Annotated in this window: 13 protein-coding genes; 4 read left to right on the top strand and 9 right to left on the bottom strand. The window is 60.6% G+C overall.

Annotated elements, in window-relative coordinates; all coding sequences use genetic code 11:
* Positions 1-77 precede the first annotated feature (77 nt).
* Positions 78-1,742 (top strand): bifunctional diguanylate cyclase/phosphodiesterase, encoded by a 1,665-nt coding sequence (locus tag C6382_RS20150; RefSeq protein WP_107026102.1) that lies wholly within the window; start codon positions 78-80, stop codon positions 1,740-1,742.
* Positions 1,743-1,777: 35 nt separating this feature from the next.
* Here C6382_RS20150 and C6382_RS20155 read toward each other — a convergent pair whose 3' ends face one another.
* Positions 1,778-3,169: a NorM family multidrug efflux MATE transporter gene (locus C6382_RS20155; protein ID WP_107026103.1), complete on the bottom strand. Its 1,392-nt coding sequence runs from the start codon at positions 3,167-3,169 to the stop codon at positions 1,778-1,780.
* 153 nt (positions 3,170-3,322) lie between these two features.
* On the opposite strand from C6382_RS20155, the gene C6382_RS20160 reads away from it, so the two are divergent.
* Positions 3,323-4,243, top strand: a complete 921-nt coding sequence (locus C6382_RS20160) for a LysR substrate-binding domain-containing protein (RefSeq protein ID WP_107026104.1) — start codon at positions 3,323-3,325, stop codon at positions 4,241-4,243.
* A 74-nt stretch (positions 4,244-4,317) separates the two neighbouring features.
* On the opposite strand, the gene C6382_RS20165 is transcribed toward C6382_RS20160, so the two are convergent.
* On the bottom strand, positions 4,318-5,715 hold the full coding sequence (locus tag C6382_RS20165; RefSeq protein ID WP_107026105.1) for a VOC family protein: 1,398 nt from the start codon (positions 5,713-5,715) through the stop codon (positions 4,318-4,320).
* A gap of 90 nt (positions 5,716-5,805) precedes the next feature.
* A complete protein-coding gene (locus tag C6382_RS20170) occupies positions 5,806-6,708 on the bottom strand; it encodes a LysR family transcriptional regulator (protein WP_107026106.1) in 903 nt (300 codons plus the stop codon).
* Positions 6,709-6,844: 136 nt separating this feature from the next.
* Between C6382_RS20170 and C6382_RS20175 the strand changes: the two genes are divergently transcribed.
* Entirely contained in the window at positions 6,845-8,335 is a 1,491-nt protein-coding gene (locus tag C6382_RS20175) for an aldehyde dehydrogenase family protein (RefSeq protein WP_107026107.1), read from the top strand.
* Positions 8,336-8,475: 140 nt separating this feature from the next.
* On the top strand, positions 8,476-9,762 hold the full coding sequence (locus C6382_RS20180; protein WP_107026108.1) for an FAD-binding oxidoreductase: 1,287 nt from the start codon (positions 8,476-8,478) through the stop codon (positions 9,760-9,762).
* Between the two features lie 3 nt (positions 9,763-9,765).
* Here the strand turns inward: C6382_RS20180 and C6382_RS20185 are convergent, their stop codons facing one another.
* From C6382_RS20185 to C6382_RS20210, 6 genes are all read right to left on the bottom strand, one after another.
* Complete coding sequence (locus C6382_RS20185; protein WP_107026109.1) at positions 9,766-11,196, bottom strand: mechanosensitive ion channel family protein; 1,431 nt, start codon at positions 11,194-11,196, stop codon at positions 9,766-9,768.
* Between the two features lie 70 nt (positions 11,197-11,266).
* Positions 11,267-11,767: a porin family protein gene (locus C6382_RS20190; protein WP_107026110.1), complete on the bottom strand. Its 501-nt coding sequence runs from the start codon at positions 11,765-11,767 to the stop codon at positions 11,267-11,269.
* Between the two features lie 40 nt (positions 11,768-11,807).
* Positions 11,808-12,494 carry a DUF3313 domain-containing protein gene (locus tag C6382_RS20195; protein ID WP_107026111.1) on the bottom strand — a complete coding sequence of 229 codons (687 nt, stop codon included), beginning with the start codon at positions 12,492-12,494 and terminating at the stop codon, positions 11,808-11,810.
* 136 nt (positions 12,495-12,630) lie between these two features.
* Positions 12,631-13,107 carry a hypothetical protein gene (locus C6382_RS20200; protein WP_256589156.1) on the bottom strand — a complete coding sequence of 159 codons (477 nt, stop codon included), beginning with the start codon at positions 13,105-13,107 and terminating at the stop codon, positions 12,631-12,633.
* A complete protein-coding gene (locus C6382_RS20205; protein WP_107026112.1) occupies positions 13,107-13,895 on the bottom strand; it encodes a winged helix-turn-helix domain-containing protein in 789 nt (262 codons plus the stop codon). Before C6382_RS20205 ends, C6382_RS20200 begins: the two co-directional genes overlap by 1 nt.
* Positions 13,896-14,035: 140 nt before the next feature.
* Entirely contained in the window at positions 14,036-15,532 is a 1,497-nt protein-coding gene (locus tag C6382_RS20210) for a YifB family Mg chelatase-like AAA ATPase (RefSeq protein WP_107026113.1), read from the bottom strand.
* Positions 15,533-15,662: the final 130 nt, after the last annotated feature.

Genomic DNA, 15,662 nt, shown 5'->3' on the forward strand with positions numbered 1-15,662 from the left:
CATTTTCACTAATGGTTTAGGATGAGCCTCTCGCTGCCCATTGTCATTTGACTGTGTCCACGTCCTAAGGAGCCAGCTTGTCTACGCCTGTCGAACCCTTGCGTTTGCTCTTGCTGGCTGACGAGCCCGGATGGGCCGGCGCTTTGCGTGATTGCCTGACGCCGCTGGCGGGCAGTGCGGTGCTGTTGACCGCACCGAACTGGGACGCCGTCGACAGCCTGTTTGCCAATGATCGCAATGCCCTGGTGCTGGCCACCCCGCAGCTGCAGCCGGCGCCTGGACGCTGCATCTTGCCGATGGTGTTGCTGCTTGAGCATGAACCGCAGGTGCCACCACCAGGTGTCAGCGACTGGCTGGTATTTGACCAGCTCGGCCCCGATACCCTGCGCCGCAGCCTGCGTCATGTGCGTGAACGTGGCGTGCTGGAGGCCACCCTGCAACGCCTGGCCGAACAGGATCCGTTGACCGGCATCGCCAACCGCCAAGGCTTTCAGACCCTGCTGGCCGCGCGCCTGGCTGACAACGACGGGCGTGGGGTGGCCCTCGGTCACCTGGACCTGGATAACTTTCGCCGGGCCAACGATGCGCTTGGCCATCAGGCCGGTGACCGGCTGATCCTGCAGGTGGTCGGGCGTCTGAAAAGCCAGCTTGAAGCCGGTGATCAGGTGGCCCGCCTGGGGAGCGATGAGTTCGCCCTGTTGATCGACACGCGCCGCGAGCCGCAACGCGCCGAATGGATGGCTGAACGTATTACCGAGGCTTTGGCCGAACCGTACTGGGTCGATGGCGAGAGCCTGTTGCTAGGCTGCAGCCTGGGTGTCGCTCATGCTCGCGCCCAAGGTGGTGCGGACCCGTTGATGTGGCACGCGCACATTGCCATGCAACAGGCCAAGGGCACCCAGGGCTGCACCTTTCACATCTTCAACGAACGCATCAACCGCAACGCACGCAGCCTCGCCGATCTGGAAAGCGAGCTACGCCGCGCTTTGCGTCGCGACGAACTGGAGCTGCACTACCAGCCACGCCTGGACATGGCCGACGGACGCATTGTTGGTCTGGAGGCGTTGGTGCGCTGGCGCCATGCCGAGCGTGGATTGTTGCCGCCCAGCGAGTTCGTCCCGCTGGCCGAGCAGAGCGGGCTGATCGTGCCCTTGGGCTATTGGGTGATTTCCCGCGCCTTACGCGACATGCAGGCGCTGCGTGAACAGGGCCTGGCGCCACTGCACATGGCCGTAAACCTGTCGTTTCGCCAGTTTCAGGACAGCCAGCTGCTGGCCACTTTGAGCCGGTTGATCATTGAGCATGGCGTCGATGCGCGTTGGCTGGAGTTCGAGCTCACCGAAACTGCGGTGATGCGCCGTAGCGACCTGGTCGCGCAGACCATGGATGCTCTTGGGCGCCTGGGTGTGCGTTTTTCTCTCGATGACTTCGGTACCGGTTTTTCCTCTTTCGTCCACCTTAACAGCCTGCCGATCACCTTGCTCAAGGTCGATCGCAGCTTTGTCGGCGGTATGGAAAAGCGTGAAGAGAACCGCAAACTGGTCCACGCCATGATCAACCTGGCACACAACCTCAACCTCGAGGTGGTGGCTGAAGGGGTGGAAACCCCGGAGCAGATGGACCTGCTGCGCAGCTTCAACTGTGATCAGGTGCAGGGTTTCCTGATCAGCCGGCCGTTGCCGATTGATGAGTTGATAGTTTTTTTGTTGAGCGGGTCGGCGCAGCAGTCGGTGGCTTTGTAGAAAAGCATCGCGGGGCAAGCCCCGCGATAAGGCCCTCACATCACCGTAGCAGCGGCCTTGCTCACACCACCCGAGCCCACCAGCAAGCGCTTCATCCGCCACTCGAACGCCAGCGTCAGGGTCACCGCCGCACAGGCCAGGCCCAGTGCCAGGCCCCACCAGACGCCAACTGCGCCCATGCCCAAGGTGAAGGCCAGCAACCAGGCCGCCGGGGCGCCGATCACCCAGTAGCAGAACAGTCCGACCAGGAAGGTGGTCTTGGCATCCTTGAGCCCGCGAATCGAACCCATGGCGATGGTCTGCACGCCGTCAAACAGCTCGAACCACGCCGCGACCATCAACAGGCTCACGGCCAGCTGGATGATGTCGGCAAAGGCCGGGTCATCGTGGTCGAGGAACAGCCCCACCAGCGGGTCTGGCAGCAGCCAGAAGAGGATGGCAAACATCAGCATCATCGCCGCGCCAAAACCGATCCCGACGCGGCCGGCGTGCCGTGCACCAAGCAGGTTGTCGGCACCGTAATAGAGCCCTACACGCATGGTCACGGCATACGACAAGCCGGCCGGAATCATGAACGCAGTGGAGACGATCTGCAGGGCGATCTGGTGAGCCGCCAGTTCGGTGCTGCCGAGCACACCCATACACAGCGCGGCAAAAGCGAACAGGCCGACTTCTACGGTGTAGGTGCCGCCAATCGGCAGGCCCAGGCGCCACAATTCGCGCAAGGCGGGCCAGGACGGACGGCTCAGGCCCTGGGCAATCGGGTAGGGCGCATAAGCCGGGTGCCAGCGAATGTACAAGGCCATGGCCACGGCCATGCAGTTGGCCACGATGGCGGTAACCAGGCCGATACCCACCAGCCCCAGCTTGGGCAGGCCGAACATACCCTCGATCAGCGCATAGTTGAGCAGGAAGTTGGCCACGGTGCCGATCAGGCTGATGACCATTACCGGTGTGGAGCGGCCAATGGCGCTGGTGAAGCCGCGCAGGGCCATGAAGCTCAGGTAGCCAGGCAGGGCGAAGGGCAGCAACAGCAGAAACTGGGCGGCTGCTTCGACATTGTCAGGGCTCTGGCCGAGCAGCAACAGCACCGGCTCCAGGTTCCACAGCGCCAGCGCCGCCACCAGGGCCATGACCCAGGCCAGCCACAGCCCGGCCTGGGTCAGGCGGGTGGCGCCGACGGTGTCACCGGCGCCCTTGCGAATGGCCACCAAGGTGCCTACGGCCGCGATCACGCCCAGACAGAAAATCGACACGAACGAATAGCTCGCCGCGCCCAGGCCACCGCCTGCCAGAGCCTGCGGGCTGATGCGGGCCATCATCAGGGTGTCGGTCAGCACCATCAGCATGTGGGCCAGTTGCGAGGCGATCAGGGGACCGGCCAGACGCAACAGGGCCTTGAGTTCATGAGTGGGTGCGGCCTGCATTGGATCGTCCTTTTCGAACACACGTGGGAAGGCGTGAAATTCTCATCTTTTATGCGGTTATTCGCAAAAGGATAAAAACGATCCGTGGCATGATTAAAACTCATGTATGTATGATGGTGTGCATTGCCCTGGGCCCCTGCGGAGGACTCGTCCATGTCCCGTCGTTTACCGCCTTTGTATGCCTTGCGTGCCTTTGAGGCGGCTGCCCGGCACAGCTCCTTCACCCGCGCCGGGGATGAGTTATCGATTACCCAAAGCGCTGTCAGCCGTCATATCCGTACGCTGGAAGAACATTTCGCCTGCCGCTTATTCGTGCGCAATGGCCGCAACCTGCAACTGAGCGAGGCGGCTCGGCTGTTATTGCCGGGCGTGCGTGAAGGCTTCGCTGCGCTGGAGCGTGCCTGCAATACGCTGCGCAGCGAGGACGACATCCTGCGCATGAAGGCGCCCTCGACGCTGACCATGCGCTGGTTGCTGGCGCGGCTCAGTCGCTTTCGTCATCTGCAACCGGGCAACGAAGTGCAACTGACCAGTGCCTGGATGGATGTTGATCATGTTGATTTCAACCATGAGCCGTTTGACTGTGCGGTACTGCTTGGGGATGGGCACTTTCCACCGGACTGGGAAGTGGCCCGGCTGTTTTCCGAACTGCTGATCCCTGTGGGGGCGCCCGAGCTGCTGACTGAAGGGCCTTGGGACGCCAAGCGCCTGGCCGCTATCGAGCTGCTGCATCCGACACCGGACAAGCGTGACTGGCGCAGTTGGCTGGCGCGCATGGGGCTGAGCGACAAGGTCTCGCTCAAGGGCGGTCAGGTGTTCGATACCCTGGAGTTGGGGATGATCGCTGCCGCGCGGGGTTACGGGGTGTCCATGGGCGATTTGTTGATGGTCGCTGAAGACGTGGCCCAAGGGCGCTTGAGCCTGCCTTGGCCGACTGCAGTGGCCAGTGGTCTGGATTATTACCTGGTGTGGCCGAAAACCCGCCCGGGTGGAGAGCGGCTGCGCCGGTTGAGTGATTTTCTGCAGGGCGAGGCTGATGCGATGGACTTGCCGAAGGTGCAGGTCCTCAGATAGCAATCGCGGGGCAAGCCCGCTCCCACAGAGGCTGAGATAACCCCGGTGGGCGGGCTTGCCCCGCGAAGAGGCCCTTACAGCCCCGGCAGATCCAGCGCCCTGGCACAGGCCTGCAACGACCGCTGCTGGCTCTGCGCATACAGCTCAAGCTCATCCTGCACCGGCTTGCCCAGCGCCTGTTCAAAGGCATCGCGGTTGGCATTGCTGCCGTATTCACTCTGCGCATCATCACCCAGGTTGGACTGAAAGATCCCTGCCGCGCTGACCGGCAGAAAGTCTTCATACACCAGCGTTTCGAAATGCACATGGCCGGCGTCGATCAGGTCCTCCAGCGAGGTCGGACGCCCAGTATCACTGCGTGCTGCCAGGCCGCGTTCGGTGGGGAAATAGCGGAAGTATGCCAGGCCCTGCTCACGCATCTGTGCAAGGTCATCCGGGAACGCCTGGAAGCTGTCTTTGAGCAATTGCATGTAGCGCTCGGCGTTGGCTTCTGCCGGTACGCCGCCCAATGAATCGCGGGCAGCGTCGAGCAGTTGGTCATACAGCTGGCGCCCTTTGGGAGTCAGCGCCGCACCACGCTGTTCGATTTCGCCAAAGCGTGCGGTGTGACTGCCGCCCGCAGCCCCTTGTTGATCACTGAACGCGACCCGTTCCTGCAGGGCCTTGAAGCTGGTTTGGCGCAACAGGATCGGACAGCGCCGCGGCGGTGGGCCTTCGATCACCGCCTTGGGTGGGATGCCCTTGGCTGGCATGCCCAGCTGGATCGCGTCGATGTCCAGGGTACGTGGAGTCAGATGGTTGATATGCGGGCCTTTGAAGGCCACCACATCAGCGATCAGGCGGTGTTGATCATGCAGTTGTTGATACTGCTCGGCTGTCACAGTGGCATCGCGGTGCCAGCGGAAGGTGTGCAGGGCCTCGTCAACAAAAGTACGGGCATCGTCGGCGTTCAGGCCGCCATCACGTTCGTATTGCTGGATCAGATCCAGGGCGCGCGGGGTGAAGATCTGCCGCTTGGCGAGGATCTGCCGGGACAGTTCACGCAAGGCCGGGCTGTCGATCAGCTCCAGGCGCAACAGCGAGGTAAAGACCCGGAACGGGCTGATATGCAGCGATTGTTCGTGCACGGCGCGAAAGGCGGTGGAATGCACCGGCACACCGGCCGAACTGAGGTCGTAATAACCCACCGGTTGCATGCCCATGACCGCAAACAGGCGGGCGATGGTCGCCAGCTCTTCGGCAGTGCCGACGCGGATGGCGCCGTGACGCTCCTGGTCCAAGCGCTCGATTTCGCCGGTCCAGCGCAGGGCCTGGGCCACCTCTGGCTGCTCGGTCATGACCTGCTGGTTGATTTCGCTCACCAGCGACAGCAGGGTGCCGTACAGCGGCACTTCCTGTTTGTACATGAGCGACATGGCGGCGGAGAACTGCGCGCGAATGCTGTCCGGGCTGACGAAATCTTGAGCGGGCATCGAAAGCTTCCTGGTGAAGTGGGCACCCCTACATGAAAGCGAGGAATGCACTTCTCCCACAAGCGAAAAAAAGTCGATCAGTCATTCCGTTTATTCTTGACCTTCTGCTTCAACCTCAGCAGCAATCCAGTCGACCAGAGCGCGCACCTTGGGGACTTCCGCCGCGTGCTCGGCAAACGCCAGAAAATGCGAACCATTGCTGCGCATGCTGTGCTGCCAAGGCACGACCAATTTGCCTTCGGCCAGCTCCTGAGCCACCAGGTAACGCGGCACCAGGGCCACGCCGCAACCGGACTGAGCGGCACTCAGGCTCATATAGAAGGTGTCGAAGCGCGGCCCGTGGTAGCTGTGGGCAGAATGCAAACCTTGTTCGAGGAACCACTCATGCCAGGCCTCTGGGCGCGAGGTGCTTTGCAGCAGGACCAGCTCGGACAGCTCGCTGGCGTCGTGCAGGGTGCGGCCTTGCAACAGCTCTGGCGCGCAAACCGGCACCACTTCTTCACCGAACAGTCTGACGCAGCTCGCGCCAGGCCAGGTGCCCTGGCCGAAGAAGAACACCACATCGGCCTTGCCCTGCAGCAAGGCGAAGGGCTCCATCTCATTGCGGATATCCAGGTGGATGTTCGGATGACGCTTGCCGAAGCCTTTAAGGTGCGGAATCAACCAGCGCACGCCAAAGCTCGGTTGAGTGGCTACCTTCAATACTTCAGTTTGCTCGCCGTACGAGAGGATGTAGCGGCTGGACATATCGACCTGGGTAAGGATCTTGTTGACCTCGGCCAGGTACAACGCGCCTGCTGGAGTCAGTTGCAGGCGTCGACGGATGCGCAGGAACAGGTGATGGCGGAGCATTTCCTCCAATTGCGCGACTTGTTTACTCACCGCACTCTGGGTCAGGTGCAGCTCTTCGGCGGCGCGGGTGAAGCTCAGGTGCCGGGCGGCAGCCTCGAAACACTGCAGAGCGGCCATCGATGGCACCAGACGTTTCGACATAGCGGTTCTCTAAGCGGGTAGATCATTACCTGGCGGAATGATATGCAGAATAAAGGTCGTTTGTTGCGCCAGAGTGATCGGATTAATACTGATCCCGATCACTTATTCAACCACTCATCGCATGCAGGAGAAGAAAATGGTTGATGGACTGCTTGACCGCCTCGGTGTCCCGGCCAGTGCCTACACACACGGCAACCATCCCGTTCACACCCCGATCGATGGCAGCGCGATTGCCTCGGTGCACCTGGAAAGCAAAGCCCAGGTCGTGGCCAAAATCGACAAGGCCGAGCAAGCCTTCCAGGCCTGGCGCAATGTGCCGGCGCCGCGTCGCGGTGAGCTGATTCGCCTGTTTGGCGAAGTACTGCGGGAAAACAAGGCGGCGCTTGGCGAACTGGTTTCCGTCGAGGCTGGCAAGATCACCCAGGAAGGCCTGGGTGAAGTGCAGGAAATGATCGACATCTGCGACTTCGCCGTTGGTCTGTCGCGCCAGCTTTATGGCTTGACCATCGCCTCCGAGCGTCCTGGCCACCACATGCGTGAAACCTGGCACCCGCTGGGTGTGGTCGGGGTCATCAGCGCCTTCAACTTCCCGGTTGCGGTCTGGGCCTGGAACACCTCGCTGGCGTTGGTTTGCGGTAACGCCGTGGTCTGGAAGCCGTCGGAGAAGACGCCGCTCACCGCCCTGGCCTGCCAGGCGCTGTTCGAGAAAGCCCTGAAAGCCTTTGGTGACGCACCAGAAGGCCTGAGCCAGCTGATCATCGGTGATCGTGAAGCCGGTGAAGCCCTGGTCGATGACCCGCGCGTGCCACTGGTCAGCGCCACCGGCAGCACCCGCATGGGCCGTGAAGTCGGACCTCGGGTTGCCGCACGTTTTGGCCGCAGCATCCTCGAACTGGGTGGCAACAATGCCATGATCCTGGCGCCGAGCGCCGATCTGGACCTGGCCGTGCGCGGCATCCTGTTCAGCGCCGTCGGTACCGCCGGCCAGCGTTGCACCACCCTGCGCCGTCTGATCGTCCACCGTTCGATCAAAGACGAAGTGGTGGCGCGGGTCAAAGCCGCTTACGCAAAGGTGCGTATCGGTGATCCACGCAAAGACAACCTGGTCGGTCCGCTGATCGACAAGCTGTCGTTCAGCGCTATGCAAGATGCCCTGGCCCGTGCCCGCGATGAAGGCGGCCAGGTGTTCGGTGGTGAGCGCCAGCTTTCGGAGCAGTACCCGAACGCTTACTACGTGTCGCCAGCCATTGCAGAGATGCCGGCTCAAAGCGCCGTAGTGCGTCACGAAACCTTCGCGCCGATCCTGTACGTGCTGGCCTATGACGACTTCGAGGAGGCCCTGCGCCTGAACAACGAAGTGCCACAAGGCTTGTCTTCGTGCATCTTCACCACTGACCTGCGTGAAGCAGAGCGCTTCCAGAGTGCTGCGGGCAGTGACTGTGGTATCGCCAACGTCAACATCGGTACCAGCGGTGCGGAAATTGGCGGTGCATTCGGTGGCGAGAAAGAAACTGGCGGCGGCCGTGAGTCGGGCTCCGATTCGTGGAAAGCCTACATGCGTCGGCAGACCAACACGGTGAACTATTCGCGTGAGCTGCCGTTGGCTCAGGGGATTGTGTTCGACTGAGCAGAGTAATCGCGGGGCAAGCCCGCTCCCACAGAGATCATCCAACCCTGTGGGAGCGGGCTTGCCCCGCGATGGCCTCACCACCGAACAAGAACAAAGAACAAAGAACAAAGAACAAAGAACAAAGAAGGAAGCCGGCCATGCCAGAGCTGCGTCAACAATGTCTGTGGGAACACGTAACCAAGCTCGCTACGCCGGTCGATAAACTGGCCACCGAACTCAAGGCCGACGTCTGCGTCATTGGCGGCGGTATCACCGGTCTTAATGCTGCGCTCCACCTGCTGGAGGCGGGCAAATCGGTCGTCCTGCTGGAGGCCTGGAAAATCGGCCACGGCGGTTCCGGGCGCAACGTCGGCCTGGTCAACGCCGGTACCTGGATTCGTCCCGATGATGTCGAAGCGACCCTCGGTCAGCAGCAAGGCAGCCGTCTGAACAAGGTGCTGGGCGAAGCGCCGGCTGAAGTTTTCGCCACCATCAAGCGCTTGGGCATCGATTGCCAGGCACACAACAGCGGCACCCTGCACATGGCGCATAACGCCACCGGCGTTGCCGACCTCGAAGCGCGTCATCAGCAGTGGAGCCGGCGCGGTGCCGACGTCGAACTGCTCACCGGCGCACGCTGTGAGGAGTATTGCGGTACTGACAAAATTTCCGCCGCGCTGCTCGATCGCCGCGCCGGCACCATCAACCCAATGGCTTACACACAAGGCCTGGCCGCGGCCGTCACTCGTCTGGGCGGGCAGATCTTCCAGCAGTCGGCTGTCGAGGGTCTGGAGCGTGAAGGCCGTGGCTGGTGGGTAAAGACCGGCCAAGGCTCGGTCAGTGCCGACAAAGTAGTGATCTCTACCGGCGCCTACACCGAAGGCGATTGGACCACCCTGCAGAAGCACTTCTTCCGTGGCTACTACTACCAGGTCGCATCAGCGCCACTGCAAGGCGAAGCCGCCGACAACGTGCTCAAGCACGGCCAGGGCTCCTGGGATACCCGCACGGTGCTGAGCAGCATTCGTCGCGACGATGAAGGCCGCCTGCTGCTCGGCAGCCTGGGACGGGTCGACAACAAGCCAAGCTGGTTCATTCGCAGCTGGGCCGACCGTATCCAGAATCACTATTTCCCGCAGTTGGGCAAGGTCGAGTGGCAAATGCACTGGACCGGTTGTATCGACTTCACCCCTGATCACCTGATGCGCCTGTTCGAACCGGCCCCGGGCCTGGTTGCGGTGACTGGCTATAACGGCCGTGGCAACACCACCGGCACTGTTGTCGGCAAAGCCTTCGCTCAGTTCTTGCTGCACGACAATCCGGATGCCTTGCCGATTCCGTTCTCGCCGATGAAACCGGTATCGGCTCCGGCGCTACGTACCGGCTTCTACGAAACCGGGTTCTCGCTGTATCACGCCGGACAATGCTTGCGCGTGGTGCTGTAAGCGCTACTTGTGCAGCCAGCTGAGAAAGCCGCCTTTCTTGATGGCTGTCGGTTTCTGCTCCAATAGCGACTGCCGGGTTTGCTGGCGAATGCGTTGCAGCTTGATCAGCGCTGTCTTGACCTCACCGCGTTGCTCCAGGCAGCTGCGGACTTCGGCTTTTTCGATGCGGTAGAGGATGCAACTGGTCAGGGTGCGAAATTCGGCGCTGGAGTCGTCCGTCTCCAGCAGGCCCTCCAGACCCAGTACCTCGCTTGGTCCCATGCGTCCGGCCTCAATCAGTTTGTCGCCATCGCGGATACCTGCAGACACCACACCTGTGCCGATCACCAACAGGTAATCGGAGCTGTCGCCAACGCCGAGGATCACCTGATCGGCCAGGTATTCCACGGCGGTCATACGCTGGCTGAGGCTGTCCTTTTCCTCATTGCTCAGTGAGCGGAAGATCCGTACATCCTCAAGCAATGCGCGCTGCCGATTCCAGGTTTGAGGCGTCAGGCTGTCGCTGTTCCAGACCACACCCGCCGCTTCCAGGTGGCGGTGGGCGAGGTCGAACATGTGGTTGCGTACTTCAACTTTCTGGCTCATGGAGCTGACGAAACCACTCGCTTCGTACTCCACCGATTCCAGGGTCGAACTCTTGATCGTCGCCTTGGGCGGCGGTGCAGTCAGCAATGTACGCGTGCCCTGCAGGGTTTTCTCCAGGGCATCAAGTACTCGCCGCGGGCGCACCTTGGCAGGAACCACGACACTGATGGAGACGCCGTGTACATCACTGGGCTGGCTGAAATTGAGCAGCTTGGCCTTGGCCGCGACCGAGTTGGGGATCACTGCCATACTGCCGTTGCCGGTGAGCAGGCGGGTGGCGCGCCAGTCGATGTCGATCACCTTGCCTTCGGTGCCGTCGATGCTGATCGAGTCACCGACCTGATAGGGGCGGGTGGTGTTGAGGACAATGCCGGAGAACACATCGCTGAGTGTGCTCTGCAGCGCCAGACCGATAACGATTGCCATCACCCCGGACGTCGCCAGCAGACCTTTGACTGGCAGCTGCAGTACATACGCGGCTGCGGCAACAACGGCGACCAGGAAGATCACTGCGCCCAGCACATCCTGTAACAGCCGACCAGTATGGCCGCTGCGGGAGCCCAGAATGACCCCGATCACCACCGTGATGGTCCGCGCCGCGAACAGCCACCAACCAATCCCCAGCACTGTCGCGAGCAAATTGCGTGGTACATCCTCGACCCAGGGCGCGGCTTGCAGGGGGCTGACCCCGGCGCTGATCAACACCCAGGTGAACAGCAGGAACACCCCAAGCCGCAGACCGATGCGCAAGGGGCGCCGGCTGACCGGGATCACCTGCCAGAGCAGGAGATCAAGTGCGATCAAGGTAATACCGATCAGCAGCGGGTAACTCTGGGCAAAAGCGAACATACCTGTCTCACGACGCGGGGATGTTGCTAGTAAAGAGCAGGTTGCTGGCAATTACTACTGGTGCGTAGGGTCAGAACATCACGTAGACGCTGGCGCTGGTCTGGTCCAGGTCGATATCGCCAACCTCCAGCACTTCCTGTTCCAGGCGCACACCGATGTTACGGAACACGTCAACTTCGACACCGAGGCCGTAGGTCATGTCCAGATCGCTGCTATCGCCGGCGATATCGTTGTCAGCGTCCCAGGCATGTACCCCGGCGCTGGCGAACAGGCGCACGCGTTGACCGACCGGTATGCCGAAGTGGGCAGTGGCCTGCAGCGAGTGGCCGTCGAAGTCGCCGTCTTTACCACTGAAGTTGCCCAGGTCTACCCAGGCGCCTTCCACTGCCAGGTACGGATTCAGCCGGTAGCCGACAAAGGCCTTGTAGGCGTTGTCATCGTCACTGAGCTGGTGCTCGTCGGTTTCCACCTTGGTCACGCCGCCGCCCAGATAGAGGCCACGGTCATCTGCCACGGCGTTCACAGAGCTGAGTACAAGGAGGGCGGCTGCAAGCTGTTTTGCGAAGTTCATCGTTCGTCCAATGGAGTTTGGTGAATGGGAAAAAGGGCTATCAAGCCGGTTTCTTGGGCGGGAACTCTCTGTCCAGGCGTTCACGGATCATCTGCGCGGCGGTATCCATGGCCGGGTAAATGTCCTCGACCACAGGTGCCTTGTCTTGTCCGAGGTTCCGGCCACTGGCCCGGTCCACGGCGCGGCCAAGGGTTTCACCGCTCAGGCTGTCGCTGACTTCGCTCTGGAAGAACAGATAAAGGGTTTCATCGCGCACGCCAGTGGCGTGCAGGGAGAGGCCAACCAGCATGCCGATGGGAATGTATTCGGTGACATTAGGATCACGCGGTTTGCGTTCAATATCCGCAATCGATACGTGTAGTGACAGTGCCCCTTGGGTGGGTTTATCGACCAGGCGATAACCGGCGGCGGTCAGTTGTTTTTCCAACTGGGTCCGGAAGTGCAGGCGCAGTTTGTCAGCATCGCCATTAAAGTTGGCAAGGCGCGGATCGCTACTGTCGAATGAAATGCTTTTCGGCAAGTTGATGAAGATTGCCTTGTCATGGTTTTTTGACAAAAGCGCATCCGATTTCTTCCAGGCAAGCGTACCGTCATCGTGTTCGATAACGTGCAGTGGGGCGTTGCTTCTTTGTTGTTCCGAAGTTATCGCGGTGTCGATGCTTGGCGCCATCGAACAACCAAACAGGCTCATCGAGAGCAACAGCAGCGAAAGCTTTTTAAAAGGCATGGGGATTCCTGTTGACGTCACGTTAAGGTGACCGACGTTTCCCCACTCTAGGGCTGCGAGTGAGGAAAACAGGAATCAAAAATTGTTATTTGTGGCCTGTGGCGGCGGCTCAGATACCGTCCGCCGCGGTCCGCTGTCAGTTGTTCATGCAGCGCATCCGGTCCAGCTCAAGAAAGTAGTAACACAGCGCGTCGCTATCGTTAGGGATGACGACCAGGCTGAGAATGGAGCCGAGCCTGAAGTACTGACGGGCAAACAGCAGGTCGGCGTGACGGCTGACATCGAACAATTCTGTCTGGCTGCTGGCCTGTATATCTTCAACCTTGATTTTTACTCGCCAACGCGAAGTATCAACCAACGATGCACCGACGGCGACATGCCGCTCTTTATCGCCCAGACGCTCAAGTACACTAATGACGGCGCTGGGCTCACTGATAGTCAGCGCTTCTTTGGACGCCATGACATCGTGTTCTATGAAGTTCCGGCTCTCTGTTCGATAAGGTTGGCTATTAATGTAGGGGCGCGGCAGTGTCACCAATAGCATGACCAGACAGGCCAAAAAAATAGCGGCGATAATTAACCAGTGGCGCCATGCAACTCGATTATTTTTCATTATTCGCTCACGCATTTTTTTAACATATTGACGAGTTGCTCATCCTGGAGCTGAAATTCAAAGTTAAAAGTTCGTCCTGTTGTACGGATGCAGGACATATTCACGCGTGATCCCTTGCGGCTGATAAAAACCTGGCCTTTAATGCTTTCTTCAGGCAGGACTAAGCCTGAAATATCGGACTTGAGTTTGTTGACTTCTTGTTCGCTTTTGCCGACAGCTGAAATTGAAAGTTTACCTTGTTTGATAACGGCAACATGCAACTCACTGACCGGCTCATACCAAGCAACCAGGCGCCAAATAGACAAAACAGTCAATACAGCCGCAGCCAGGTATCCGAAGCGCGCCGCCATTCCCATGCCTTGCCTGCTGTCAGGTGAGGCCGTGGGGGCAATGGTGCTTGGCATACTTGCTTGCAGAGGTTCCTCTACAGACGCCGCTGCGGTTTCGGAGTGGGCGACCACCTGGTCGCTGTTGAAGCGATAGCCGCGTCGCGGCACGGTGATCACGATCTCGTGATCCTTGCCATCGCCGAGGATGTTTCTGAGCATGAAAATGGATTGGTTGAGGCTGCCTGCCGAGACGACGCGGTCATCCCAGGCGAACTCCAGAATCGCCTCACGCGAACAGATCGCCCCGGGCTCCATCAGCAGAAGTTCGAGTATTCGCGACTCTGCGCGCGCCAGTGTTAATTCCTCTGGTGCAGCGTGTTGTTTGCGGATAATAATCTTGCAGTGCTCGGAATTAAACTCCACAAGGTCGCTGTTTTTAAGTCGAAAATTGTAGATCATCAAGCATTACGCGCGTTGTGAAATTCTTCACTATTATAGGGGGCGTTATCAGCGAAGCAAGTCGATGAAGGGCGCTTGCTATTGTCGGAGTGCATTAATAAAATACCGGGCGGTATATATTTCAACATTGAAATAATTGTTCATGCTGTAGTTGTAGGCCGGTACTGCAATGCTTCGGCAAGATGAGGTCGGTCAATCTGCTTCGCTTGTTCAAGATCAGCCAGGGTACGGGCCACCTTCAACAGCCGATGTGCGGCGCGCAGCGACAGGCTGAGGCGTTCACAGGCGCTTTCCAGCCAGTGCTGGTCGGCTGTGGATAACGCGCAATGCTGGCGCAGGCCCGGCAGGTCGAGAAAGGCATTGGCGCAACCCTGGCGCTGTTGCTGAAGCTCCCGGGCGTTAGCGACGTGCGCCGCGATGGTGGCGCTGCTTTCGCCATTGCCTGCAACCGGGGACAAGGCCGTGGCCTCGCGGGCTACGGTCAGGTGCAGGTCGATGCGGTCGAGTAACGGGCCGGAGAGCTTGTTGCGATAACGCTGAATCTGCTCACTGCCGCAACGGCAGCGTCCGCTGGGGTCGCCGAGATATCCACAGGGGCAGGGGTTCATCGCCGCGACCAGTTGGAAGCGTGCCGGAAAGCGAATCTTGTCCTTGGCCCGGGCGATGACGATTTCACCGGACTCCAAGGGCTCGCGCAGCACCTCCAGCACCCGCCGTTCGAATTCCGGCAATTCATCAAGAAACAGCACACCGTGGTGGGCGAGGGTGATCTCGCCGGGCTGCGGACGGCTGCCGCCACCCACCAGCGCGGCCCCGGACGCTGAGTGATGAGGATGTCTGAACGGTCGCTGTGGCCAGCTACTGAGCGGCACATGGCTGGCTACCGATTGAATCGCCGCTACCTCCAGGGCCTCGCGTTCATCCAGTGGCGGCAAGAGGCCGGGCAGACGGCTGGCGAGCAGGGTTTTACCGGTACCTGGCGGGCCGCTGAACAGCAGGTTGTGCGCCCCGGCGGCGGCGATCAGCAGTGCGCGCTTGGCGGCTTGCTGGCCCTGGACTTCATTGAGGTCCGGGTACGGGCGAACCTGCAGCAGCAAGCCGTTGGCGGCGTAGGGATTGAGCGGTGTTTGCCCGTTGAGGTGGGCTACCAGCTCCAGCAGGTGCCCGACCGCGAACACCACCAGACCTGAGGCCAGGCAGGCTTCCTCAGCATTCTCTTGCGGCACTACCAGCGCCCGCCCGGCAGCGCGGGCCGCCAAGGCGGCTGGCAGCACGCCTTGCACCGGGCGTATGGCGCCGGATAACGCCAGTTCACCGAGGCATTCCAGCTCGCCCAGTGCGCTGACCGGGAATTGGCCATTGGCGGCAAGAATCCCCAAGGCAATCGCCAGATCGAAGCGTCCGCCATCTTTGGGCAAGTCTGCCGGGGCGAGGTTGAGGGTGATGCGCCGGGCGGGAAACTCCAGGCCTGAATTGAGGATCGCGCTGCGCACCCGGTCTTTGCTTTCTTTGACGGTCGCTTCGGGCAAGCCGACCAGGGTCAGCGCTGGCAGGCCGTTGGCCAGGTGAGCTTCAACACTGACCGCCGGGGCCGATACACCCACTTGGGCGCGACTGTGGACAAGGGCGAGGGACATGAGCGCTCCATGATCGATGCGGGGCCGCGTCCTGCGGCTTTGCAAGGATAGTGGGGCGGGGAAGGAGAGGGCGGGGAAGAGTGAGTCCGAGTTTTACAGGCTTGGTTTCAACCGCTGCTCGGACTCGGAT

The sequence above is a fragment of the Pseudomonas sp. BBP2017 genome (genome assembly GCF_003024385.1).
Taxonomy (GTDB): domain Bacteria; phylum Pseudomonadota; class Gammaproteobacteria; order Pseudomonadales; family Pseudomonadaceae; genus Aquipseudomonas.

What these genes read in the sequence shown, in the direction of transcription:
- C6382_RS20155 (WP_107026103.1), bottom strand. Translation starts at nt 3,169, where the DNA reads ATGCAGGCCGCACCCACTCATGAACTCAAGGCCCTGTTGCGTCTGGCC.
- C6382_RS20160 (WP_107026104.1), top strand. Translation starts at nt 3,323, where the DNA reads ATGTCCCGTCGTTTACCGCCTTTGTATGCCTTGCGTGCCTTTGAGGCG.
- C6382_RS20165 (WP_107026105.1), bottom strand. Translation starts at nt 5,715, where the DNA reads ATGCCCGCTCAAGATTTCGTCAGCCCGGACAGCATTCGCGCGCAGTTC.
- C6382_RS20170 (WP_107026106.1), bottom strand. Translation starts at nt 6,708, where the DNA reads ATGTCGAAACGTCTGGTGCCATCGATGGCCGCTCTGCAGTGTTTCGAG.
- C6382_RS20175 (WP_107026107.1), top strand. Translation starts at nt 6,845, where the DNA reads ATGGTTGATGGACTGCTTGACCGCCTCGGTGTCCCGGCCAGTGCCTAC.
- C6382_RS20180 (WP_107026108.1), top strand. Translation starts at nt 8,476, where the DNA reads ATGCCAGAGCTGCGTCAACAATGTCTGTGGGAACACGTAACCAAGCTC.
- C6382_RS20185 (WP_107026109.1), bottom strand. Translation starts at nt 11,196, where the DNA reads ATGTTCGCTTTTGCCCAGAGTTACCCGCTGCTGATCGGTATTACCTTG.
- C6382_RS20190 (WP_107026110.1), bottom strand. Translation starts at nt 11,767, where the DNA reads ATGAACTTCGCAAAACAGCTTGCAGCCGCCCTCCTTGTACTCAGCTCT.
- C6382_RS20195 (WP_107026111.1), bottom strand. Translation starts at nt 12,494, where the DNA reads ATGCCTTTTAAAAAGCTTTCGCTGCTGTTGCTCTCGATGAGCCTGTTT.
- C6382_RS20200 (WP_256589156.1), bottom strand. Translation starts at nt 13,107, where the DNA reads ATGAAAAATAATCGAGTTGCATGGCGCCACTGGTTAATTATCGCCGCT.
- C6382_RS20205 (WP_107026112.1), bottom strand. Translation starts at nt 13,895, where the DNA reads ATGATCTACAATTTTCGACTTAAAAACAGCGACCTTGTGGAGTTTAAT.
- C6382_RS20210 (WP_107026113.1), bottom strand. Translation starts at nt 15,532, where the DNA reads ATGTCCCTCGCCCTTGTCCACAGTCGCGCCCAAGTGGGTGTATCGGCC.